This is a genomic window from Catellatospora tritici, assembly GCF_019083965.1.
In the GTDB taxonomy this organism is placed as follows: domain Bacteria; phylum Actinomycetota; class Actinomycetes; order Mycobacteriales; family Micromonosporaceae; genus Catellatospora; species Catellatospora tritici.
On record NZ_JAHRCY010000032.1, the window covers coordinates 17,443 to 39,327 of the forward strand.

19 protein-coding genes are annotated in these 21,885 nt (G+C 72.2%); 11 read left to right on the forward strand and 8 right to left on the reverse strand.

Annotated elements, in window-relative coordinates:
- The first annotated feature begins 127 nt into the window (after nt 1-127).
- The 4 genes from KUA19_RS38660 (at nt 128) to KUA19_RS38675 (ending at nt 5,947) form a co-directional block, all read left to right on the forward strand.
- On the forward strand, nt 128-1,312 hold the full coding sequence (locus KUA19_RS38660; RefSeq protein ID WP_254550808.1) for a helix-turn-helix domain-containing protein: 1,185 nt from the start codon (nt 128-130) through the stop codon (nt 1,310-1,312).
- A 17-nt stretch (nt 1,313-1,329) separates the two neighbouring features.
- A complete protein-coding gene (locus KUA19_RS38665; RefSeq protein WP_254550802.1) occupies nt 1,330-2,052 on the forward strand; it encodes a TIR domain-containing protein in 723 nt (240 codons plus the stop codon).
- A gap of 327 nt (nt 2,053-2,379) precedes the next feature.
- Nucleotides 2,380-4,506, forward strand: a complete 2,127-nt coding sequence (locus KUA19_RS38670) for a RecQ family ATP-dependent DNA helicase (RefSeq protein ID WP_308167894.1) — start codon at nt 2,380-2,382, stop codon at nt 4,504-4,506.
- Between the two features lie 469 nt (nt 4,507-4,975).
- Complete coding sequence (locus KUA19_RS38675; RefSeq protein ID WP_217404367.1) at nt 4,976-5,947, forward strand: quinone oxidoreductase family protein; 972 nt, start codon at nt 4,976-4,978, stop codon at nt 5,945-5,947.
- Between the two features lie 14 nt (nt 5,948-5,961).
- On the opposite strand, the gene KUA19_RS44835 is transcribed toward KUA19_RS38675, so the two are convergent.
- Both KUA19_RS44835 and KUA19_RS38685 read right to left on the reverse strand, forming a co-directional pair.
- Nucleotides 5,962-6,726, reverse strand: a complete 765-nt coding sequence (locus KUA19_RS44835) for a CBM35 domain-containing protein (RefSeq protein WP_217404368.1) — start codon at nt 6,724-6,726, stop codon at nt 5,962-5,964.
- A 62-nt stretch (nt 6,727-6,788) separates the two neighbouring features.
- Nucleotides 6,789-8,063 carry a hypothetical protein gene (locus KUA19_RS38685; protein WP_217404370.1) on the reverse strand — a complete coding sequence of 425 codons (1,275 nt, stop codon included), beginning with the start codon at nt 8,061-8,063 and terminating at the stop codon, nt 6,789-6,791.
- A gap of 57 nt (nt 8,064-8,120) precedes the next feature.
- Here KUA19_RS38685 and KUA19_RS38690 point away from each other — a divergent pair, with 57 nt between their 5' ends.
- The 3 genes from KUA19_RS38690 (at nt 8,121) to KUA19_RS38700 (ending at nt 12,109) form a co-directional block, all read left to right on the forward strand.
- Nucleotides 8,121-9,770 (forward strand): hypothetical protein, encoded by a 1,650-nt coding sequence (locus tag KUA19_RS38690; protein WP_217404372.1) that lies wholly within the window; start codon nt 8,121-8,123, stop codon nt 9,768-9,770.
- Nucleotides 9,771-9,816: 46 nt separating this feature from the next.
- Nucleotides 9,817-10,380, forward strand: a complete 564-nt coding sequence (locus KUA19_RS38695) for a hypothetical protein (protein ID WP_217404374.1) — start codon at nt 9,817-9,819, stop codon at nt 10,378-10,380.
- A 184-nt stretch (nt 10,381-10,564) separates the two neighbouring features.
- Nucleotides 10,565-12,109 (forward strand): AMP-binding protein, encoded by a 1,545-nt coding sequence (locus tag KUA19_RS38700; protein WP_217404376.1) that lies wholly within the window; start codon nt 10,565-10,567, stop codon nt 12,107-12,109.
- A gap of 24 nt (nt 12,110-12,133) precedes the next feature.
- Here the strand turns inward: KUA19_RS38700 and KUA19_RS38705 are convergent, their stop codons facing one another.
- The 4 genes from KUA19_RS38705 to KUA19_RS38720 all read right to left on the reverse strand — a co-directional run bounded on the left by KUA19_RS38705 (nt 12,134) and on the right by KUA19_RS38720 (nt 16,149).
- Entirely contained in the window at nt 12,134-13,003 is an 870-nt protein-coding gene (locus tag KUA19_RS38705; RefSeq protein WP_217404379.1) for a hypothetical protein, read from the reverse strand.
- Nucleotides 13,004-13,036: 33 nt separating this feature from the next.
- Complete coding sequence (locus tag KUA19_RS38710; RefSeq protein ID WP_217404381.1) at nt 13,037-14,227, reverse strand: macrolide family glycosyltransferase; 1,191 nt, start codon at nt 14,225-14,227, stop codon at nt 13,037-13,039.
- Nucleotides 14,228-14,238: 11 nt separating this feature from the next.
- Nucleotides 14,239-15,462 (reverse strand): cytochrome P450, encoded by a 1,224-nt coding sequence (locus KUA19_RS38715; RefSeq protein ID WP_217404383.1) that lies wholly within the window; start codon nt 15,460-15,462, stop codon nt 14,239-14,241.
- 78 nt (nt 15,463-15,540) lie between these two features.
- A complete protein-coding gene (locus KUA19_RS38720; RefSeq protein WP_217404385.1) occupies nt 15,541-16,149 on the reverse strand; it encodes a GNAT family N-acetyltransferase in 609 nt (202 codons plus the stop codon).
- 80 nt (nt 16,150-16,229) lie between these two features.
- On the opposite strand from KUA19_RS38720, the gene KUA19_RS38725 reads away from it, so the two are divergent.
- From KUA19_RS38725 to KUA19_RS38735, 4 genes are all read left to right on the forward strand, one after another.
- Complete coding sequence (locus KUA19_RS38725; protein WP_217404387.1) at nt 16,230-17,612, forward strand: pyridoxal phosphate-dependent decarboxylase family protein; 1,383 nt, start codon at nt 16,230-16,232, stop codon at nt 17,610-17,612.
- Between the two features lie 9 nt (nt 17,613-17,621).
- Nucleotides 17,622-18,356, forward strand: a complete 735-nt coding sequence (gene ppgK, locus KUA19_RS38730; protein ID WP_217404389.1) for a polyphosphate--glucose phosphotransferase — start codon at nt 17,622-17,624, stop codon at nt 18,354-18,356.
- 1 nt (nt 18,357) lies between these two features.
- Nucleotides 18,358-18,480, forward strand: a complete 123-nt coding sequence (locus KUA19_RS44325) for a hypothetical protein (RefSeq protein ID WP_302563713.1) — start codon at nt 18,358-18,360, stop codon at nt 18,478-18,480.
- 93 nt (nt 18,481-18,573) lie between these two features.
- Nucleotides 18,574-18,933: a hypothetical protein gene (locus KUA19_RS38735; protein WP_217404391.1), complete on the forward strand. Its 360-nt coding sequence runs from the start codon at nt 18,574-18,576 to the stop codon at nt 18,931-18,933.
- A 120-nt stretch (nt 18,934-19,053) separates the two neighbouring features.
- Here the strand turns inward: KUA19_RS38735 and KUA19_RS38740 are convergent, their stop codons facing one another.
- Nucleotides 19,054-20,280, reverse strand: coding sequence for a cytochrome P450 (locus KUA19_RS38740; protein ID WP_217404393.1), 1,227 nt, complete (start codon nt 20,278-20,280; stop codon nt 19,054-19,056).
- A gap of 1 nt (nt 20,281) precedes the next feature.
- A complete protein-coding gene (locus tag KUA19_RS38745) occupies nt 20,282-21,523 on the reverse strand; it encodes a GDSL-type esterase/lipase family protein (protein ID WP_217404395.1) in 1,242 nt (413 codons plus the stop codon).
- Nucleotides 21,524-21,885 lie beyond the last annotated feature (362 nt).

Genomic DNA, 21,885 nt, shown 5'->3' on the forward strand with positions numbered 1-21,885 from the left:
ACCGACCGTAGTCCGATTGACGGATGCCGCTGGTGCCAAGTGGCACCGTCGGTTCTACTGTGGTGAGCGACGATAGAGAACGATGATCGTCTAGTGGTGAGGAAGCCCGATGCGACCGCCGCACCTGATGTCAGCCGAGCCCATTGGTGAACGCATTCGACTGCTGCGGCAGCAGCGCGGGTGGTCTGTCCGACATGCCGCCAGCGTGGCGGGCATCAGCCATACCCAGTGGTCCCGGATCGAGAACGGACTGCGTTCGGCCGACAACAGGTTCCTGCTCGCGGAGATAGCCACGGCGCTGCGGGTGTCGCTCTCGGATCTGACCACGACCGGTGTCCTGCCAGGCGACCGAGGCCAGGTCCGGGAAGCCGTCCACGGGATCACCAGGGCGATCATCGAGGCGGATCTCGACTACCCTGCGAGCGTTCCGCTCGGGCCGGTCGCCCCGCTGCTCCTTCAGCTCGACACGGTGGTCGCGCTGCGGTTCCAGTGCGACTATCTCGGCGCCGCCCGACTGCTCCCAGAGCTGCTGTCCGGATTGCACACGGCAGCCTTCGGGCCGGAACGGGCAGCAGCGCTGCGGGCGATGGTGCTGGCAGCCGAGACCGCTTCGTTCGTGATCCGCTACCTGGGCGAACCGGCCTCGGCGGTGCTGGTGGCCGATCGTGCCCGGCAGGCGGCGGCCGCGCTCGCAGACCCGATCATGCTGGGTATGGCGTCCTGGTCGCAGGCGCACGCCGCCACCGGCATCGGCCTGTACACCCGGGCCCAGATCATCGCCGACCAGGGCGTCGGCCTGCTCCGGGGCCAGCACCGCGCGCCCGGTTCATTGGAACTGCTGGGCCAGCTCATCACGGTCTCCGGCTTCGCCAAGTACGCGCAGGGCGACGTCGCCGGGGCGTCGGCCGCGGTCGAGGAGGCCGCGCAGCTCGCCGAGCGGACCGGACAGTCCGATGCCCTCGGCCTCAACTTCGGGCCGACGAACATCGCCTTCTGGCGTATCACCATGGAGGCCGACGGTCGGGATCCGGGTCGTGCGGTGGAAATCGCACGGACCGTCAACCCTCAGCTCGTGCCCGCGGTATCCCGGCAGGTCGGCTTCTACATCGACGTGGCCCGTGCACTGAGCAACATCGGAAAGGACCAGGAAGCGGTACGGATGCTGCTCGTCGGCGAGCGACTGGCACCGCAGCGCGTCCGGCTCTCGCCGATAGTCGCGGAGACCCTGCGCGGTGCACTCGAACGAGCTCGCCGGGGTGCGGGGTGGACCGAACTGCGCGGCCTCTGCGAACGCGTCGGCGTTCAGATCTGATTGGTGGGTTGGCACGCTTGAACACGATCGCCGTCCACGCCGGGGAAGAGCCTCCGGCGAGCTGGCAGGCGTCCATCTTCCTGGCTGGCCCGATGCCCCGGGACCCGAACGTCGTCTCATGGCGACCGGACGCGCTGATGCTGCTGGCGGACGCGTGGAAGCACGATGGACTGCTGGTCGTCTTCGTGCCGGAGGCCCGGGACCGCCACCACCCGCCGGTCGGCTATGTCAGCCAGGTGTGGGAGGAACGGTGGATGGCGGTGGTCGACGTCATCCTGTTCTGGGTTCCGCGGGACATGCAACGGCTGCCGGGGCTGACCACCAACCTGGAGTTCGGGCGCAACGAGGGCTCCGGCCGGGCCGTGCTCGGGCTGCCGCCCGAGGCGGTCAAGGTGCACTACCTGCGACGCGCGGCAGAGGCCAACGGCGTGCCCGTGCGCGACAAGTTGCCGGACACGGTCACCGCGGCGCTGGACATAGTCGGCGTCGGCGCCCTTCGCACGGGGGCGGACCGGGAGGTGCCACTGCTGGTATGGCGCACCGGCGAGTTCGGCCGCTGGCGGGCGGAACTGGACGCGGAGCTTGTATCGGCACGGGTGTTGTGGGCTTGGTCGCCGGCGCCGAGCTTCACACTGCGTGCCTGGGCTGCCCGGGTTGACGTGCGTCGGGACGGTGCGGTCGTCTCCGAACTGCTCATCCACCTGCCGGACGATGCCCGTCCGGCCGTGGTGAACCACTGACCAGTGCAGTCGGAGCAGTCCAGCGGTCGAACGTTCCTCGAAGATCACGGTTTTGGGTCACTTCACTGCGCGCTTGCGGCCGAACCCTGCCATCGGGGGCCAACGGAGCGATCATCATCCGAGCTTGCCTCCGAAGATCGCGGTTGCCGGTCGGAATGTCGGCTGTTAGCCGAGGTTTTGACCGCGAACCGCGATCATCATCGCGCGGCACCAGCGCGGCGGCGCGGATCATCGCGCTACCAGCTGGGAGAGCGCGCGACGATGCCCAACGGCGCCCGTGGCATGACCAAGCGGAGGCGCGCCCGGCCAGGCTGGTAGGAATGGGGGGTGACAGCGGACATCAGGGACAGAGCCGAAGCGATCCTCCGCAAGCTGGCGGGTGAGCGCGCCGTCCTCCGCCCCGACCAGTGGACCGCCATCGACGCCCTGGTCACCGGCTCCCGCCGGGTCCTGTGCGTGCAGCGCACCGGCTGGGGCAAGTCCGCCGTCTACTTCGTGGCCACGGCTCTGCTGCGCGAGCGCGGCCACGGCCCCACCGTCATCGTCTCTCCGCTGCTCGCGCTGATGCGCAACCAGGTCGACGCGGCCGCCCGCGCGGGCATCCACGCCCGCACGATCAACTCCGCGAACCTGGAGGAGTGGGAGCAGATCACCGCCGAGATCCAGGCGGGGCAGGTCGACGTACTTTTGATCAGCCCCGAGCGGCTGAACAACCCCGACTTCCGCGACTCGGTCCTGCCCCGCCTGGCCGCCACGACGGGCCTGCTCGTCGTGGACGAGGCGCACTGCGTCTCCGACTGGGGCCACGACTTCCGCCCCGACTACCGCCGTCTGCGCACCATGCTGGCCGAACTGCCAGTTGGTGCGGATGGCCAGGGCACCCCGGTTCTGGCGACGACGGCGACGGCGAACGAGCGGGTCACCGCCGACGTGGCCGAGCAGCTCGGCGACGCGCTGGTGCTGCGGGGGCCGCTGGACCGGGAGTCGCTGCGGCTGGGCGTACTGCGGCTGCCGACCCCGGCCCACCGCCTGGCCTGGCTCGCCGACCACCTGGACCGCATCCCCGGCTCGGGGATCATCTACACCCTGACCGTGGCGGCCGCGCAGGAGACGGCCCAGTTCCTGGCCTCGCGCGGCTACGCGGTGGCCGCCTACACCGGGCAGGCCGAGGACGCCGAGCGTCGCGTCGCCGAGCAGGACCTGCTGGACAACAAACTGAAGGCGCTGGTCGCGACGTCCGCGCTGGGCATGGGCTTCGACAAGCCCGACCTCGGCTTCGTGATCCACCTGGGCGCACCGAGCTCCCCGATCGCGTACTACCAGCAGGTCGGCCGGGCCGGGCGTTCGGTCGCCGCCGCCGACGTGATGCTGCTGCCGGGCAGTGAGGACGCGGCGATCTGGCGCTACTTCGCGTCGCTGGCGTTCCCGCCGCAGGAGCAGGTGCTGCGGGTGCTGTCGGCGCTGGACAACGCGGGGCGGCCGCTGTCCACGCAGGCGCTGGAGGTGCAGGTCGATCTGCGCCGGGCCCGGCTGGAGCTGATGCTGAAGGTGCTGGACGTGGATGGCGCGGTGCGGCGGGTGCGCGGCGGCTGGGTCGCCACCGGCACGCCGTGGCGCTACGACACCGAGCGCTACCAGCGCATCGCGCGGGCGCGCGAGGCCGAGCAGCAGAGCATGCGGGAGTACGCCGAGAGCACCGCCTGCCGGATGGAGTTCCTGCGCCGCACCCTCGACGACCCGGCGGCCACCCGATGCGGGCGCTGCGACAACTGCGCTGGTCCCGCGTACGACGCACAGGTCTCCGGCCCGGCCCTGGCCGCCGCGCAGGCGTTCCTGGGGCGGCCCGGGGTGGTGATCGAACCGCGCCGGATGTGGCCGACGGGCCTGGCCGCGGTGGGGGTGCCGCTGACCGGGAAGATCGCCGCCGAGGAGCAGATGTGGCCCGGCCGGGCCGTCGGACGGCTGTCGGACCTGGGCTGGGGCTCGCGGCTGCGGTCGCTGGTCGACGAGGGCGCGGCCGACGGTCCGGCACCCGACGACGTGCTGGCTGTGGTGGTCGAGGTGCTGAAGGACTGGGCCAAGGGCGACGAGCCGTGGCCGCAGCGTCCGGCCGGGGTGGTGGCGATCGGGTCGCGCAAGCGCCCCCGGCTGGTGGCCAGTGTCGCCGAGCACGTGGCCCGGGTGGGTCGGTTGCCGCTGCTGGGGGAGGTGCGCAGCGTCGGCGAGCCACGCCTGCAGGCCAACCGCGCCAACAGCGCCCAGCGCGTACGCGCCCGCTACGGCACCTTCGACCTGCCGCCCGAGGTCGGCACCGCCCTCGGCGGGCTGTCCGGCCCCGTGCTGCTCGTCGACGACCTGGTCGACTCCGGCTGGACCATGGCCCTGGTGGCCCGCGAACTGCTCCTCGCCGGCGCCCCCGGCGTACTGCCCCTGGCCCTGGCCTTGGCGGGCTGAGCCGACGGCCGCTCCGCGAGCGACCGCGGCCCGGCCCGCCCCGGACTCAAGTACGCGGGGTTGGGCGCGTGATGATCCGTAATTGTGGACGCCTGGTGTCGCTATAGCAGCACCCAGCGTCCACAATCACGGATCATGCGAGCCAGAGCCGGCTCAGGCGGGACCAAGCCGCACGATCAGCCCGTGCGGGCAGACCATGCGCCGCACGGCGCCGCCTGCGAAGCGAGGTGCGGGCTGCGAAGCGAGGTGCGGGCTGCGGAGCGAGGTGCGGGCTATAGAGCGCGACGTGCCGCCCGCGGAGCGTGCGGCGCACCTCTGGGCGGGCGGTGTGGGCTGTGGCTGGGGGCTCCATATTGGAAGTGGTGGGCGCAACACGGGGCGGGGGCGTTCGCGCGGGATGTGAACCGGGTGGCGGTGGCCGTGGCAGACTCGGTCGCGGCGATCAAGCGAGGCGGAAGGGGCACGACCCATGCATCTGATCCAGGTCAGCGAGTTCGGCGGGCCGGAGGTGCTCACCCCGGCGGTGGGCGAGGTGCCGCAGCCGGGTCCGGGCCAGGCGGTGGTGCAGGTCGCCGCCGCGGGCGTCAACTTCATCGACGTGTACCACCGCACCGGCCGCTACCCGAACCAGCTCCCACTGACCCCGGGCATGGAGGCGGCCGGTCGGGTCGTCGCCGTCGCGCCGGACGTGGACTCGCTCGCGGTCGGCGACCGGGTCGCCTGGGCCAACCAGATCGGGGCGTACGCCGAGTACGCCGCCGTGCCGGTCGAGCGCCTGGTGCCGGTGCCCGACGCGGTCTCCGACGAGACCGCCGCGGCGGTGCTGCTGCAGGGCATGACCGCGCACATGCTCACCCACGACATCCACCACGTCCGGTCCGGCGACACCGTGCTGGTGCACGCGGCCGCGGGCGGGATGGGCCTGCTGCTGACCCAGTTGGTGACCGCGATGGGTGGCCGGGTCATCGGCACCGTCTCCACCGTGGCCAAGGAGGAACTGGCCCGGGGCGCGGGTGCGGCCGAGGTGATCCGCTACTCCGAGGTCGACGACGTGGCGGGGAAGGTCCGCGAGTTGACCGACGGCCTCGGCGTGGACGCCGTGTACGACGGCGTCGGCGCCTCCACCTTCGACGCCAGCCTCGCCTCGCTGCGTCGCCGCGGCGTGCTGGCGCTGTACGGCGCCGCCAGCGGTCCGGTCCCGCCGGTCGACCCGATCCGGCTGATGCAGGCCGGTTCGGTGTGGCTGACCCGACCGACGATGGTCGACTACACCGCCACCCGTGCCGAGCTGCTGGAACGTGCCGAGGACGTGCTCGGTCGGGTCGCCGAGGGCACGCTGCACGTCGCGATCAGCGAGCGCTACCCGCTGGCCGAGGCCCGCCGGGCGCACGAGGACCTGGAGGGTCGCCGTACCACCGGCAAGCTACTGCTGATCCCCTGAGACCCGGCGGGGCGTCAGGCGGTCAGTTCGAGGAAGTCCACGTTCGGGCCGCCGTTGGGGTTCACCGCGGTGGCCCGGATGGTGTTGGTACCGGCGTTGAGCTGGATGCTGACGGTGCGGCTCTGCCAGTTCTCCCAGCCGCGGGTGTCGTCGAAGAGCAGGTCGACCAGGACCGGCACGCCGTTGACGCTGATCGACATGGTGCGGCTGCGGCCCGACCCGTTGGCGAAGCGCAGCACCACCGTGGCCGGGCCGGACTTGGGCGCCGTCACGTCCCACTGCACCCAGCTGCCCCAGGTGTTGTCGTAGTCGACGAATCCGACGCCGCTGAAGCCGGGGTGGTCGCTGGCCGACCGGGCGCCGCTCATCGACGCGGACTCGGCCTCGTAGCGGGTGGTGCGCGGGGCGGCGGGCGGCGCCGGCGGGGCGGGCGGGGCCGGCGACGGTGACGCCGAGCTGGACGGTGCCATCGAGATCGCGGACGGCGAGGCGCCGGGGGCCGGGGTTCCGGTGGCGCCGGGGCTGGCCGGGGCGGCGGGCGGCGGCGAGTTCGGCGGGGGCACGTCGGGGTTGCGCGGCGACGGCGCGCCGACCGCTGGCACGGGCGAGTCGGCGGGCTCGGCGTTGCTCCACATCATCGGCGTCTGCAGCATCTGGTACACCAGCAGGAGCAATGCCACGGTGAACACCGCGGCCCCGATCAGCGGTAGGGTGCGCAGCCGCTCCAGCACCGGGAACCGGCGCCTGCGCCGACCCTCATACCCGAAATCGTCCTGCACCGCCGCTGTCCTGCCGTTTCGTCTCTACGCCGCAGTCGCGGCCCGTCACGTCCCCCGGCAACCTAGTGGCTGGTCCGGGTCGGCGGGACCCCCCGCTCGGACAGTTTCGACCTCGGACGTACCGCGAGGGCCACCAGCATCCACCACGGCGCGATCGAGTTCGGCAGCACGACGTACCAGGGAAGTCGCCAGGTCCATGATGGACCGTCGCCCTCGGCGGCCACGACACCGGGTCGGGCGGTCAGTGACCAGGTGAGGAACGCGTCCCCGATCGGCAGCGCCCCGCCCAGGTAGCGGCGTTTGCCCCGCAGTTCGATCGCCAGGCCGGTGGTTTCGGCCAGTCCGGTCAGGGCGGCCGCGGCCGCCGGGTCGCGGTAGATGACGGCGTCGCCGAGCGCGACCGCGCTGGCCGAGGCGCTCAGTCCGAGCAGCAGCGGGCCCGAGTCGACGTCGCCGGTCCGGTCCACGCCCACGGGCCACTCGCGGATGCCGGGCACGCCCGGCACGGTCGAGGCGAAGTGCTGTCGGAACCTGGTCCAGTCGGCGGCGCCGTGAGCCGGGTCGACCTCGGCCAGGAATCGCAGAATGATCACCTGCGAGGTGGCTCGGGCCAGGTCGGTGGGCTGTCCGGAGGTCGGGTCGACGGTGTGTGGCAGCAGCCCGGTGCGCTGGTCACGGCGGCTGTCGGCGGCGGCCAGCCAGGTGCCGACCAGGGTGGCGTGGTCGTCGCCGGTGAGCCGGTCGGCGCGGCGCACGGCGGCCAGGCCGACCACGCTGTCGCAGGGCCAGGCCTGCCCGGGGTACGCGGTCAGGAACGGCGACCCGCTGCCGTCCAGCTTCGCCTGGAACGCGGCGGCCAGCGCCCGCGCGTCGGCGCGCAGCCGGGGCAGTTCCGGCGCGTCCGGCCCGTGCAGTTGGGCGACGCCGCCGCGTAGCCAGGTCGACCAGCCCTGGTAGAAGACGCCGTACGGCGGGTCGAGGGTCTGGCTGAAGACCGCCCGACCGGCGGCGGAGTCGGTGTGCGCCAGTGCCCAGCGGGCCTCGGTCAGCGCCCGCTCGCGCAGCGCGGTGTCGCGGGCGCCGACGTCGACCCAGGCCAGGCCGTACAGGGCGTAGCTGAAGAAGTAGCCCTCCGGGAACAGCTGCTGCATCCGGTCGGCGCTGCCGGAGTCGAGGGCGTCGCGCAGGAAGGCCAGCCGGGGCAGCGCGTCGGCGACGACCTCGGCGTCGGTCCGGTCGAGCGGACTGTCTGCGTGCAACCGTACGAACTGGACACCGGCCAGCGCGGTGAACGTCAACGCCAACAGGATGATCGACACACGCAGGACCCACCGCACGCAGGGAGACTACGGGACCGGGTGTCCGCTCGGGGTGCGCGTGCCTACTATCAGCCGGTGACCGGTGGCGTGGACTCTGTGGATCTGCTGGGCCTGATCAGACTGGCCGCCAGCGACTACGACGGCATGGATCGGCTGGAAGCGGTGCTGCTCCCGGCCGATGGCGGGGTGCACCCACAGGCGCCGATGCTGGTGGCCCCGATCATCGCGTACGCGGGTGATCCGGCCGCGCTGCTGCCCGACCAGCTGCTGCGGCTGCTGGTCGGCGTGGTGACGGACGAGGGCGGCGCGGCGGCGCGCGAGCAACTGCGCTTCTTCACGGTGAACCTGCGCGCGCTGTCCGACATGGACGACTACTGGGTGGCCGAGACGGCCACGGCCCTGCTGGGTTTCTGCGGGCCCGATCCGGCGCTGGCGGCCACGCTGCGCGAACGGGCCGACGACGAGCTGGACCTCTACCGCCGGGTCACCCCGCTGGTGGCCGCGGCCCGGCTCGACCCGGCCGCGGCCGCGGGCTGGCTGCCCGCGCTGCTCGCCCCGGGACAGCCCGCCACGGTACGCGTCGCGGCGGTGCTGGCTCTGCGCGAGGCCGGGCTGGCCCCCGACCAGGCGGCGCAGGCGGCGCTGGCCGAGGGCTGGGCCGCCGACCCGGAGGCGCTGCGCTGGGCCACCCTGCGGGCGTCGCTGCGGGGCCTGTTGGCGTACGCCGTGGGCGGCGACCCCGGTCGCACCGCCGCGGTGCTCACCACCATCGCGCGCACCGGCACCGAGCAGGCCCGCTGCGACGTGGTCGACGCCGTGGCCGCCCTGCCCGGCGCGTTGCCTCCCGCCGTGGCGGATCTGGTCACCGTGCTGCTCGACGACGAGGGCGAGCGGGTGCGCAAACGGGCGTACGCGCTGGTCGCCGACGACGACACGTTGACCCTGCGGCACGCCGACTGGCTGGTGCAGGCGATCGAACGGGGCCGCAACCGCCGCTCGGCGCTGGGCGCGCTGATCCGCGTCGGTGACAAGCGCTGGCGCGACTGGGCGGTCGAGTCGCTGCGCGGCGGCTGGACCCCGCACAACCTGCCCGACGCCCTGGCCACGCTGCCGCCGGACCCGGCCGTGCACGAGGCCATGCTGGCGCGGGTGGTGCACCTGGCCACCGCGATCGACGTGCGCCAGGCCGCGAAGTCGGCAGCCCAGCAGCGGGAGCTGCGCGGGCTGCTGGATCTGCTGCCCCCGGCGATGACGGTGGCGCCGCTGGCCCGGCACCTGCCGCAGATGACGTTCCCGGCCCGGCTGTGGATCGCCCACCACCTGGCCCACGCGGGCACGGACGACCCGGCCGTCATCGCGGCGATCGCGGCGATCGCCAACGGCGAGGTGACCTACCTGCGGCTGCTGTGGCTGGCCGGGGGCGACGTCGAGCCGCTGCGCGACGCGCTGGCGGTGGCGCCCCGGCTGGACGTGCTCGCCGCGGTGGTGGCCGCGGAGGTGTTCGGCGACGCCGACCCGGACGTGGCCCAGCGGCTGCGCGAGATCCGCGACAGCGGCGCCGACATCCGCGACCGGTTCGCCGCCGCCGGGGCGCTGTGGGAGCTGACCGGCGACGCGGCCGAGGTCGCCGGGACGGTCCGCGAGGCGCTTGGCGCGCGTTCGCGGCGTACCCGGGAGGAGGCCGCCGAGCTGGCCGCCCAGATCGGCCTTGATCAGGTCGGGTAGCCTGCGCGGCGGCTCCGGAGTACGGGGCCGGGAAGCGGGGGCGACGGTGTCGGAACAGCTGGGTGGGCTGGCGGGCTGGTTCGTGCGCCGCCGCAGGGTGGTCGTGGGCGCGGCCGCCGCCGTGGTCGTGGCGTCGGCGGTGCTGGCCGTCGCCACCAGGCAGCGGCCGAGCGATGAGATCGCCTTCGACGTCTGTGCCCATCTGCCCGAACCGGCCGTGGCGGCGTTGGTCGGGCCGGACGCGGGACGGCGCGACACCAGCGGCCGCAACCAACGGGGCGTGCTGTTCCGACAGTGCTCGGTCGGCCCGGGGTCGGATGCGCCCCTGCTCGCATCGGTGGCCTGGGCAGCGCCGACCGAGCTGTTCCGCACCCGCCAGGGCGTGGCCGAGGATCTCGCCGAGGAGTGGCTGGGCGAGACGGTGACCGTGCTGGACCTCGGTGATGGCGGTGCCATGACGGTGACCCCGTACGCGACCCGTACGACGGTGCTGCTGTGGGCGTTCGTCGACGGCTACGAGATCGAGCTGGCGGCCTCGGTGCCGTCGGGCCGCGACGCCGCGCAGACGGTCGTGCTGGCTCAGGCGCTGGTCGCGGCCTTACGGGGCTGACGATGGCGAGAGCGCTCCATACCACAGATGTCGATGTTGTGGCGTCCACTGAGGAGGCAGCCGTAACGCCATTGTCGACTCATGGTCGCGATCTCGTTACCGGAGTATGGTCCCGGATCGAGCGCGTGCCTCGCCAGCGTCGACGGGTGGCGCGGCCGGTCGAGGCGAGACGGGGGATTCCGTCATGGAGCTGGACAACTATGCCGCCCAGGCGCTGGCCGTGTTCGACGGCTACGGCGACACCGAGGCGGTCGTCCACGGTGCGCGGCGGCTGACCTACGCCGAACTCGCCGCGGGCATCCGCAACATGGCCGGGCTGCTGTACGACCACGGCGTCCGCTCCTCCTCGGCGGTGGCGATCCTGGCCGGCAACCCGCCCGAGGCGGTGCAGGTCCAGTTCGCGCTGCACCTGCTGGGGGCGCGGTCGGTGTGGATCGCCCCGAACGCCCCGCCGCGCCTGTGCGCCGACTACCTGAACCTGGCCGACGTGGACGCGTTCGTCTACGACGGCCGCACCCACGCCATGCTCGGCGAGGAGCTGGCCGCGCACGCCGGTGAGCTGGACGTGTTCTGCTTCGGCGAGGGCGTCGGGGCCGACCTGGCCGCGCCCCGGCCGGTGGGCGCGCCGCCGACGGGTCTGCCGCCGTCGGGGCGTGAGCCGCAGTCGCTGTTCCAGACCGGCGGCACCACCGGTCGGCCCAAGCTGGTGCACCACCGGCACGGCTTCTTCCAGGCCGTGCGTGCCGCCGCCGACGGTTACCAGGCCGCGGGCGGGCCGGCACTGCGCCACCTGGCCGTGGGCGGCTTCTGGCACTCCAGCCAGCAGGCCGCCGCGATGATCACGCTGTGGACCGGCGGGCTGCTGGTGCTGCACGACCGGTTCGAGCCGGGCGCGTTCCTGGACACCGTCGAGCGCGAGCGGATCAGCAGCGCGATCCTGCCGCCGCCGATGCTGGCGCAGGTGCTCGACCATCCGCGCCTGGCCGACGCCGACACGAGCAGCCTGGTCACGTTGTCGTGCGCGGGCAGCGCGGTGTCGCCGGTGCGGCTGGCGCAGGCGATCGAGCGGTTCGGCCCGGTGCTGCGCCCGGTGTACGGCATGAGCGAGGCCACCTTCATCACCGCGTACCCGAACGTGGCGGTCGACCCGGCGCACCCGGAACGCCTCGCCTCGTGCGGACGTCCCTACCCGGGGGTGCGGGTCGAGGTGCGCGACGAGCGGGGACGGCCGGTCGAGCCCCAGGTGGTCGGCGAGGTGTGGGTGTCGGCGCCGCTGATGACGGCCGGGTACTGGGGCCAGCCGGACCTGACCCGGCACACCATCGTGCACGGCTGGCTGCGCACCGGCGACCTGGGCCACTTCGACGCCGAGGGCTACCTGTACCTGGTCGACCGGGCCAAAGACATGATCGTGACGGGGCAGACCTCGACCAACGTGTACTCCCGTACCGTCGAGGACACGCTGAGCCGCCACCCACAGGTGCGTGCCGCGGCCGTGATCGGGGTGCCGCACGAGCAGATGGGCGAGGCCGTCTACGCCTTCGTCGTGCCCGCCGCCGACGCCGCGATCACCCCGACCGAGCTGCGCGAATGGGCGGTGGCGGAGCTGAACGAACTGTGGGCGCCGCACACGGTGGAGTTCCTGGACGACCTGCCGCTCACCGAGGTCGGCAAGGTCGACAAGAAGGCCCTGCGCGCCCACCGCGCCGCCGCGGCCGCCGCCCACTGAGGGCGGGCGGCGGCCTGGCCGGGGTCAGGCGGCGCGGGTCAGGAGGATCTGGGCTGAGCCGCTGGCGGCGGAGTTGTAGTGGCGGATGGTCAGGAAGAACTCGCGTTCGGCCGAACCATCGCTGTTGATGCGCTGGACGTACCAGGTGCGCTCGACGCCCCACCACTTGAACTCCTGCGCCGGGGTGATCCCCACGGCGTAGACGGCGGTGGCCGGGTTGGCATTGTTCCAGTGCCAGGTCTTCGTCGTGTACGGCGACATCGTCCCGCTCGCCCACGAATTGCCGATCGGGATCGCGGCCAGCCGTACGTCGACCTGGCAGCTGATGGCCCCGGTGTTCTCGATGGTGATGGCGTGGCGCCGACTGCCCTCGGCGGTGGCGATCTGGATGAGCGACACCTCGAATTGGCACGGGTTGGCCGCGGTCGCCCCGCGCGGGGTGAACGCGGGGATCACCGAGGTGGTGGTGCCGGGGTCGTCGTAGTAGTACCAGGTTCCGCCGCCGGTGCCGGCCGGGACGGTGGTGGTGCCCAGGGTGGTGGTCGTGTTGACCCAGGCCAGCGTGATGTCGGTAGAGCAGGTGATCGTGCCGACGTTCTTGACCGTGAAGTAGTACTCCAGCTCGCTGACGCCGGAGTTGAGGCGCTGGACGTACCAGTCGCGCACCTTCTCGAACTCGCAGGTGGCGGCGGTCGTCGCGCCCTGCGGCGACAGGCCCACCTCGTATACCGAGGTCGAACCGGCGTTGTTCCAGTGCCAGGTCTGGCTGCCGCCGGGCGCCAGGGTGGCGCTGGACCAGGTGCTCTGGCCGACCGAGGCATGGGCCGGGCTGGGCAGGAGAAGGACAGAGCCGAGCAGGCACAGGCCCATCAGGCCGCGAATAAATCGACGCATGCACAACAATTTAAATGTTAATAGTCTTTACAGTCAATGGGCTGCGACCGGCAGTTCCGCCTCGATGAGGTCGGCGGCCAGCGTCGCGCCGCCGCAGGCGCGCAGCTCGTGGCTGAGCCGGAGCAGCTTGCGGCGCATCGACTCGTCGCCCGCGACGGCGTCGACCGCCGCGCGCAGGTAGGTCGGGGTCAACCGGTCCGGGTCCAGCGGCCGCGCCGCGCCCAGCTCCGCCAGCCGCGCGGCGTTCACCTGCTGCTCCGGCGTCTGCGGCAGGGTCAGCATCGGTACGCCCGCCCGCAGCGCCTCCAGGGACCCGCCCATGCCCGCGTGCGTGACGAACACCCGGGCGTGCCGCAGCACCTCCAGCTGGGGCACGCTCGCCGCGACGTGCACGTTGTCCGGCACCGGACCGACCTCGGCCGGGTCGGTGCGCTCCCCGAGCGACACCACCACCTGCCAGTCCGTGCCCGCGAACGCCTCGGCGCAGGTGCGGTAGAAGCCCGGCAGCCGGTTGTAGACGGTGCCCAGCGAGACCAGCGCCACCGGGCGGTCCGGCTCGGGCGGCAGCCACGGCCGCTGGAACGGCCGCGCCCCCACACAGGGGCCGACGAAGCGGTAGCGCCCGTCGAAGTTCAGGTGCCGGAACTGCATCAACCGCGGGTACAGCATCAAATGCCGCCGCGGGCTATACGCGCGCACCCGCTCCGGATCGCAGCCGTGCGCGGCGGCCAGGTCGTCCAGGCGTTGCTGGTGTTCGGCCAGCCCGGCCAATCCGGCGGCCTCCAGGCCCAGGTGCTTGCCGATGGACCAGTTCGGGTTGGCGGCCATGAACGTCCACAGCTGCACCGCCGGGATGCCGTGCTTCACCGCGAGCATCCGCGCCGCGAACGTCTGGGTGTGATACACCAGCAGATCCGGGCGGTCGGCCTCGCAGATCGCCTCCAGCTGCGGGAACGTCGTGTACGCCTCGCGCAGGAAGCCGCTGCGGATGGTCCTGAAGTAGTCGTCCGGCTCGGGCGGCAGCAGGGCGGGGTCGGCCTCGTCGGGCAGGCTCGACTCGTACGGCACCACGGTGGCGCCCATCGCGCCGACCACCTCGGCCCGCGCCTGCCCGGTGGCGTAGCTGACCCGGTGCCCGCGCCGGACCAGTTCCGCCACGATCGCCAGCGTCGGGAACACCTCGCCGATGGTGGGTGCGTTGAGGAACGCGATGTGCCAGGTCATGTCGTCTCGCCTCAGCCCAGGGTGACGGGCAGCGTGTCGTAGCCGAGCAGCATCAGCGCCCGCCGGTCGCCGGGCGGGGCGGCCAGGGCCAGTCCGGGCAGTCGCCGCAGCAGGTGTGGGAAGACGAGCTGCCCCTCGATGCGGCTCAGCGCGGCGCCCAGGCAGAAGTGCGCGCCCGCGCCGAAGCTGGCGGGCTGGCTGTCGCCGCGGGTCGGGTCGAAGGTGTCCGGGTCGGGGTAGCTGCGCGGGTCGCGGTTGGCGGCCCCGAGCAGCACCAGCATCATCGCGTTCGTGGGGATCCGTACCCCCTCGATCTCGGCTTCGCGGGCCGCCCAGCGCACCACGAAGTGGACCGGCGGCTCGAAGCGCAGGATCTCCTCGACGTACCCGGTGGCCAGGTCGGGGTCGTCGCGCAGCGCGGCCAGCAGTTCCGGCCGCTGGAGCAGTAGGACCAGGCCGTTGCCGAACAGGTGGGTGGTGGTGACGAACCCGGCGTTGAACACGGTGATCAGGTTGGCCAGCAGCTCGGTCTCGTTGAGCAGTTCCGCGTCCTCGGCGGCGATCAGCGCGCTGACCAGGTCGTCGCGCGGTTCGGCGCGGCGCTTGGCGACCAGGTCCGCGAAGTATGCCATCAGCTCGCCGGCGGCGGTGTCGGCGATGCGCAGGTTCTCCTCGGTGCGACCGCCCAGCTCCAGGACGGTGCCGAAGTCCAGCACCCGCTGCCGGAACCAGGCCCGATCGTCCTCGGGCACCCCGAGCAGCTCCCCGACGACGTTGCTGGGCAGCGGGAACGCGAACTCGGCCATGAAGTCCACCGCCGTGCCGCCAGCGCCTCGGGCCAGCATCCGGTCGATCAGATCGTCGGTCATCCGGGTGATCGCGGGGCCCATGCTCTGCAGGCTGCGCGCGGTGAAGGCGCGGCTGAACTGCCGCCGCACCCGGGTGTGGTCGGGCGCGTTGGTGAAGAACATCGAAGCGCGCAGCGTGGTCAGCGACGGGTGCGCACGCCATTCGGGCATGCTCCGGTCGAGGTGGCGCGCGTCCACGGTCAGGAAGTCCGGCGAGCGCAGCACCTGCTGCACCGCGTCGTAGCCGTGCACCACGACGTCGTAGCGCTCGTCCTCGCCGCCGACGAGCGCCAGGCCGCCGAGGGTGTGCAGGTGCGCGTAGAAGGGATAGGGGTTTGCCCGCCCCTGCGCCGAGCGCAGGGGCTGCAACGAGATGCCGCCGGTCATGATGTAGGACAGTTTTTATATGTATCGCTGAGGTAACAAGCGACCATCGGACCGTCTACAGTGGCGGAAAGTGCGATGTCACCCCAGCTTCAGGCCGAGGTAGGTCAACACGCCCGCGTCGGGCACATCGATGACGTGCAGGCCGATGCGGTTGTAGAAGGCGCGGGCGGCGGTGTTCTCGGTGACCATGCCCAGGTGCACCGCGGGCACCCCGGCGGCGGCCAGCGCCTCGGCCAGGGTGTCCACGAACTGCCGACCCCAGCCCTGGCGCTGGTACTCCGGGAGCAGGTCGATGTGCAGGTGCGCCGGGTAGTCGACCAGCGCGGGCACGACCATCCGCTCCGGCCGGTGCAGCAGCCACCGCATGACCTCGTCCGAGGTGGCCGCCTCGCCGTCCAGCGGCGGGTAGCGGTCGGCCACCAGCGGCAGCCACTCCTGCCGGAAGCGGCGCACGAACCGTTCGGTGTCGCCGGTGGCGATGATGTAGCCGACGGCCCGGTCCTCGTCGTCGGCCAGGACGAAGGCGAACTGCGGGTCGAGGTGGACGTAGGGGCCGGCGAAGATCTCGGGCAGGATGCCCGGGTCCTGGTAGTGCGGGCGGGCGTCGCCGCCGTTGTGGGCGGTCAGGACGCAGATCTCGTAGACGGCGTCGCGATCGGAGGGACGGTACGGGCGGATCTTCGGCATGATCGCGACGATATCGTGAGAGCGCTCCCACGAGCAGCCCCATGAGTTTGGCGCCCGACTGGCGGGAGAGACTTGTGGTCATGACCGCTCGCCCGGAGCAGTACCAGGCCGCGCTCGCCCGCGCCGCGGCACACGCCCACGACTGGCTCGCCGCGGTGCCCGACCGCCCCATCCCGCCCCGCGCCGACGCCGACGAGCTGCGCGAATGCCTCGGCGGCCCGCTCCCGGCCGGACCCACCGACCCGGCCGAGGTCGTCGACCTGCTCGCCCGCGAGATCGAGCCGGGCCTGATGACGATGCCGTCCGGCCGGTTCTACGGCTGGGTCATCGGCGGCACGCTGCCCGCCGCGCTCGGCGCCGACTGGCTGGTAAGCGCCTGGGACCAGAACAGCGGCATGCGGTTCGCCACCCCCGGCACCGCCGCGGCCGAGGAGGTGGCCGGGGCGTGGCTGCTCGACCTGCTCGGCCTGCCCGCCGGGGCTGACGTCGGCTTCGTCACCGGCGGCACCATGGCCAACTTCGCCGGCCTGGCCGCCGGACGCCAACAGGTGCTCACCGACGCGGGCTGGGACCTCGACCGCGACGGCCTCACCGGCGCGCCCCGGGTCCGCGTGCTCGTCGGCGCCGAACGCCACGCCACCGTCGACCTGGCCCTGCGCTACCTGGGCCTGGGCGCCCCGACCCCGGTCGAGGCCGACGCACAGGGACGGCTGCGCCTGGACGCGCTGGAGCGCGAGCTGGCCGCCGGGTCCGGGCCGACCATCGTGTGCCTGCAGGCCGGCAACGTCCACTCCGGCGCGTACGACCCGATCGGCGCCGCCTGCGAACTCGCCCACCGCCATGGCGCCTGGGTGCACGTCGACGGCGCCTTCGGCCTGTGGGCGGCGGCCGCTCCGACGACCCGCCATCTGCTCGACGGCCACCACCTGGCCGACTCCTGGGCCACCGACGCGCACAAGACCCTCAACGTGCCGTACGACTGCGGCATCGCCGTGGTGGCCCGGCCCGCCGCGCTGCGCGCCGCCTTCGGCACCCGGGCCAGCTACCTGGTGCACGCGGGCACCGAGGGCCCCGGCGACCCGCATGAGCGCGCTCCCGAACTGTCCCGCCGGGCCCGGGGCGTGCCGGTCTGGGCTGCGCTGCGCTCGCTCGGCCGCGACGGCGTCGCCGACCTGGTCGACCGGCTGACCCGGCACGCCCGCGCGCTCGCCGCCGGACTCGGCGCGATCGAGGGCGCGCGGGTCTGCAACGACGTGGTGTTCACGCAGGTCTGCGTCAGCTTCGGCAGCGACGAACGTACCCGTGCGGTGACCGAGCGGCTGCTCGCCGACGGCACCGCCTGGATGTCCGGTTCGCACTGGCAGGGCCGCGACGTGCTACGCGTCTCGGTGAGCAACTGGTCCACCGACGAGGCGGATGTGGCCGCCTCGATCGAGGCCGTACGACGCGCGGCGGCCGCATAGACTGGCCGCATGGCGATCCTCGGCATCGACATCGGCGGCTCCGGCATCAAGGGCGCCCCGGTCGACCTCGAACAGGGCGGCTTCGCCGAAGAGCGGGTGCGGTTGGAGACGCCGCAGCCGTCCGACGTGAAGGCTGTGGTGGCCACTGTCGCCGAGGTCGCCGGGCAGTTCGCCGACATCGAAGCGGTCGGCGTCACCTTTCCCGGCGTGGTCCAGGGCGGCGTGACGCGGACGGCGGCCAACGTCGACCACTCGTGGATCGGCGCCCCCGCCCGTGACCTCTTCGTCGAGGCGCTCGGCCTGCCTGTGGTGGTGCTCAACGACGCGGACGCGGCCGGGATCGCCGAGATGACGTACGGCGCGGGCAAGGGGCGCAAGGGCGTCACCATCATGCTGACCTTCGGTACCGGCATCGGCAGCGCCGTCTTCCTCGACGACCAGCTGGTGCCCAACACCGAGCTGGGCCACATCCAACTGCACGGCAAGGACGCGGAGCTGCACGCCTCGGCGCACGCCCGCGAGGTCGAGGATCTGGGCTGGAAGGAGTGGGCCAAGAACGTGCAGGACTATCTGCGTGAACTGGAGCGCCTGCTCAACCCCGATCTGATGATCATCGGGGGTGGGGTGAGCAAGAAGTCGGAGAAGTTCCTCCCACACATCGACGTACGCACCCCGCTGGTCCCCGCCGCCCTGCTCAACGACGCGGGCATCGTCGGCGCCGCCCTGGCCGCCTCCCACGCCTGACATGCGTATCGGTAACGTCGAGGTCAGGCCGCTGGGTGGGGGCTGGGGCTGCCTCGCGATGATTCTGATCTCGCTGCTGCTGTCGGTGGTCTGCACGGTCGGAGTCAACCTGATCGGCCGCTGAGTCTGGCCCTGTTCCTCAGGCGCGGCCGCCATCGGCGGCGGACAATGTGCCCAGGTGCCCGCCCCGCCGGGGTGGGCTGGAAGGGGAGCGGTTATGTCCATCGGCGACCGGATGACCCTGCGCAACCTGTACCTGTACCTCGTCTGCCTGATCACCCTCATCATCTCGATCTTCGCCGCGGTGAGCCTGGTCCGCGGCACGGTCGAACTGCTCTACCCCGACCCCGGCTACGGCTACTACGGCGTGCCCGACAACAAGATCAGCCCGGAGGAGCAGCAGCGGCTGGAGCAGCAGGCCAAGGACTCCCAGCGGCGCAACTCGGTGCTGGGCCTGGTCAGCTCGGGCACCATGCTGCTGATCGCGGTGCCGGTCTACATCTACCACTGGCGCCGCATCCAGAGTGAGCTCCCGCCCCGCCCCGCCGTCACGACCGGCGAACCGCCGACGCCCTGAGCCCGACGCCCTGAGCCCGACGTCAGGCTGCAGTTTCGGGGAAAGTGCGGGAATCTTGGACCTCGTTCGTGCACTTTCCCCGAAACTGCACGGCTCCACCGCGCACCCCGGCACCCGGCGTCAGCCGAGATTGACCCAGAGCTGCTCGTGGCCGCGCAGCATCAGCTGGCGTGGGGTTCCCGGCGGCTCGGCCAGGCTGATGTCGGCGAACCGGTCCAGCAGCATCGTGAGCCCTCGCTGGCCCTCCAGCCGTGCCAGTGCCGCCCCGAGGCAGTAGTGGGCTCCGCCGCCGAAGCTCAGCGTCGAGGTCTCGGTGCGCATCGGGTCGAAGACGTCCGGGTCGGCGTAGTGCTCGGGGTCGCGGTTCGCGGCGGCCAGCAGCACGAGCACCCAGCTGCCCCGGGGGATGTCGACCCCCGCGACCTCGGTGTCGGCGGCGGTGTAGCGCACCGAGAAGTGGGTCGGCACCTCGTAGCGCAGGATCTCCTCGACGTACTGCGGGGCGAGGGCGGGGTCGGCGCGTAGGCGGGCGAGGTGGTCCGGGCGGTCGAGCAGCAGGGTCAGGCCGTTGCCGAGCAGGTGGGTGGTGGTGACGAACCCGGCGTTGAACACCACGATCAGGTTGGCCAGCAGTTCGTGCTCGCTGAGCTGGTCGCCGTCGGACTCCAGCGCCTGCGTCAGCGCGGTGATCATGTCGTCGCGGGGGTCGGTGCGCCGCGCCGCGGCCAGCTCGGCGAAGTACGCGGTGATCTCCTGCGAGGCGGTGTTGGCGGCGGCGACGTTGGCCGGAGTGCTGCCGCCCAGCTCCAGGATCGCGCCCAGGGCCATGGCCCGGGGGCGATACCAGGCACGCCGCTCCTCGGGTACGCCGAGCAGCTCGCCGAGCACGTTGGCGGGCAGTGGGAAGGCGAACTCCGCCATGAAGTCGATCTTGCTGCCGCCGGCGGCCTGCGCGGCCAGGTGGTCGAGCAGGTCCGCCGTCAGCCGGTCGATCGCCGGTTCCAGCGCGTTGATCCGCCGCGGCGTGAACGCCTGGTTGAACATCTTGCGCATGCGGGTGTGTCGGGGCGCGTTGGTGAAGAACACCGAGTTCATGAACACCGCGAGCGCCCGGTCGTTCTCCCAGCTGGGTGGGGACGGCAGCAGGGTCTCGTCCATCACCTTGAAGGTCGCCGAGTCCCGCAGCACCTGCGCCGACGCGTCATGGCCGTGCACCACGTACGAGTACCGGTCGCCCGGCGCGACCCGGCAGACCGGGCCGTGCCGGTGCAGGTCGGCGTAGAACGGGTACGGATCGCGCCGCACCTCGTCGGTGTGCAGCGACGCCAGCGAGACCTCGGCGACCATGTCAGCGCAGGTCCTCGTCCTCGTCGAGCAGCAGCAGGTCGAGCGGGATGGCGGCGGCCATCGCCTCGTTGCCCTTGTCGTTGGGGTGGATGTGGTCGCCGCTGTCCCACTCCGGGCGCAGCTTGGACGGGTCGGCCGGGTTGCGCAGCACCGAGTCGAAGTCGATGACCCCGTCGAAGTCGGTGGTGGTCCGAATGTAGGAGTTCACCGTCAGCCGCACCGAGTCCAGCGTCGGCGTGTACGCCACCACCCCGGGCGCCGACTCGAACGCGTTCCACGGACTCAGCGTGCACACCAGGATCTTCAGATCGGACTGGTGCGCGAGCTGGGCCATCGCCTGCAGCCGCGCGATGATGTTGTCGGCGTTGTCCTGGCTCAGCCACACGTCGTTGATGCCCAGTTCCAGGATCACGGTGCGCACCCCGGTCTGCCCCAGCACGTCGAAGTGGAACCGGGCCGACCCGTTCATGCCCAGCTCGTTGAAGCCGCCGTCACTGCCGTTGAGGGTGAGCCGGTTGCCCGCCAGACCCGCGTTCAGGATGCCGGGGGCCTTGCCGCCCGGTGCTTCCTTGTTCAGCCGCCACCCGAGGTAGTCGGTCCAGCGGTGGTCGGCGTTGACGGTCGACTTGAAACCGTCGGTGATGGAGTCGCCCAGCACCACGATCGAGCCCTGCCCGGTGCGGTTGAGCACGTCGAGGCCGGTCAGGTAGTACCAGTTGTTGCGGGTCTCGGGCAGTTTCGCGCCGCTGGCGTCGTTGGCGTGGTCGCCGGGGCCGATGAAGGACGTCTCGCGGGCGTACACGTGCCAGGTCGACGGACCGGACGCGACCGGGACGTAGAGGCTCACCGCGACGTCCTGCGACGCGGGCACGTCCATGCGCACCGGGTCGCTGACAGCGCTGCCACCGGCCGGGATGGTGATCGAACGCTGCCCGCTGAAGGTGGCGTCGACCGCCGAGCCGGGCTTGATGTCGCCGGGGCCCGCCTCGGGCCAGGGCAGCGCGACGGTGGCGTGACCGATGGTCAGCGGCGCGGTGCCGAACCGGTTGGACAGCCGGATGCGCGCGGCGGTGCCCCCGACGGAGGTGTGCACGAACATGCGGATCGTCTGGTCGGCGAAGCCGTCCTTGGACTTGCCCGCCCCCGCGGCGGTCAGCGCGGCCGACCACGAGCCGGTCCAGCGCTCCGGTTCGGGTGCCACAGCCATGCTGTTGGCGGTCGCGACCAGCAGGGTCGAGCCCACTGCCACGATCGTGACCAGGGCCATCAGAAGTTGGCGTTGCCGGGGGCTGTTCATGGGTGGGCAGGCCTCTCGGTCACTGGGGGGACAGTGCGAACGGCGGGCCGGTGCGGTGCGGGGGTCCAAGCCCGTCGATCACCGGTGGGGCGCCAGATCGGCAGTGTAGGCCGCTGCGGGCGCCGAGGGAACGGGCCGGTCGGCCTCCCGATCCACACCAGACGTTTGCGTTGGCAAATGTCCCGATTGCAGATTAGATCGATACGAGTTGCCAGTGGCCGATCCACCGACGCCCCGGTATCGTCCCCGCGTAGGTCGCGCCCACACCACGGGAAGTGGCCTGCCACCAGCTAATCAGCTCGCCCCGC

Excerpts from the sequence above, each read along its gene's own strand:
- KUA19_RS38725 (WP_217404387.1), top strand. The coding sequence starts at position 16,230 with ATGACCGCTCGCCCGGAGCAGTACCAGGCCGCGCTCGCCCGCGCCGCG.
- KUA19_RS38660 (WP_254550808.1), top strand. The coding sequence starts at position 128 with ATGTCAGCCGAGCCCATTGGTGAACGCATTCGACTGCTGCGGCAGCAG.
- KUA19_RS38700 (WP_217404376.1), top strand. The coding sequence starts at position 10,565 with ATGGAGCTGGACAACTATGCCGCCCAGGCGCTGGCCGTGTTCGACGGC.
- KUA19_RS38705 (WP_217404379.1), bottom strand. The coding sequence starts at position 13,003 with ATGCGTCGATTTATTCGCGGCCTGATGGGCCTGTGCCTGCTCGGCTCT.
- KUA19_RS44325 (WP_302563713.1), top strand. The coding sequence starts at position 18,358 with ATGCGTATCGGTAACGTCGAGGTCAGGCCGCTGGGTGGGGGCTGGGGC.
- KUA19_RS38715 (WP_217404383.1), bottom strand. The coding sequence starts at position 15,462 with ATGACCGGCGGCATCTCGTTGCAGCCCCTGCGCTCGGCGCAGGGGCGG.
- KUA19_RS38675 (WP_217404367.1), top strand. The coding sequence starts at position 4,976 with ATGCATCTGATCCAGGTCAGCGAGTTCGGCGGGCCGGAGGTGCTCACC.
- KUA19_RS38740 (WP_217404393.1), bottom strand. The coding sequence starts at position 20,280 with ATGGTCGCCGAGGTCTCGCTGGCGTCGCTGCACACCGACGAGGTGCGG.
- KUA19_RS38720 (WP_217404385.1), bottom strand. The coding sequence starts at position 16,149 with ATGCCGAAGATCCGCCCGTACCGTCCCTCCGATCGCGACGCCGTCTAC.
- KUA19_RS38735 (WP_217404391.1), top strand. The coding sequence starts at position 18,574 with ATGTCCATCGGCGACCGGATGACCCTGCGCAACCTGTACCTGTACCTC.
- KUA19_RS38710 (WP_217404381.1), bottom strand. The coding sequence starts at position 14,227 with ATGACCTGGCACATCGCGTTCCTCAACGCACCCACCATCGGCGAGGTG.
- ppgK (WP_217404389.1), top strand. The coding sequence starts at position 17,622 with ATGGCGATCCTCGGCATCGACATCGGCGGCTCCGGCATCAAGGGCGCC.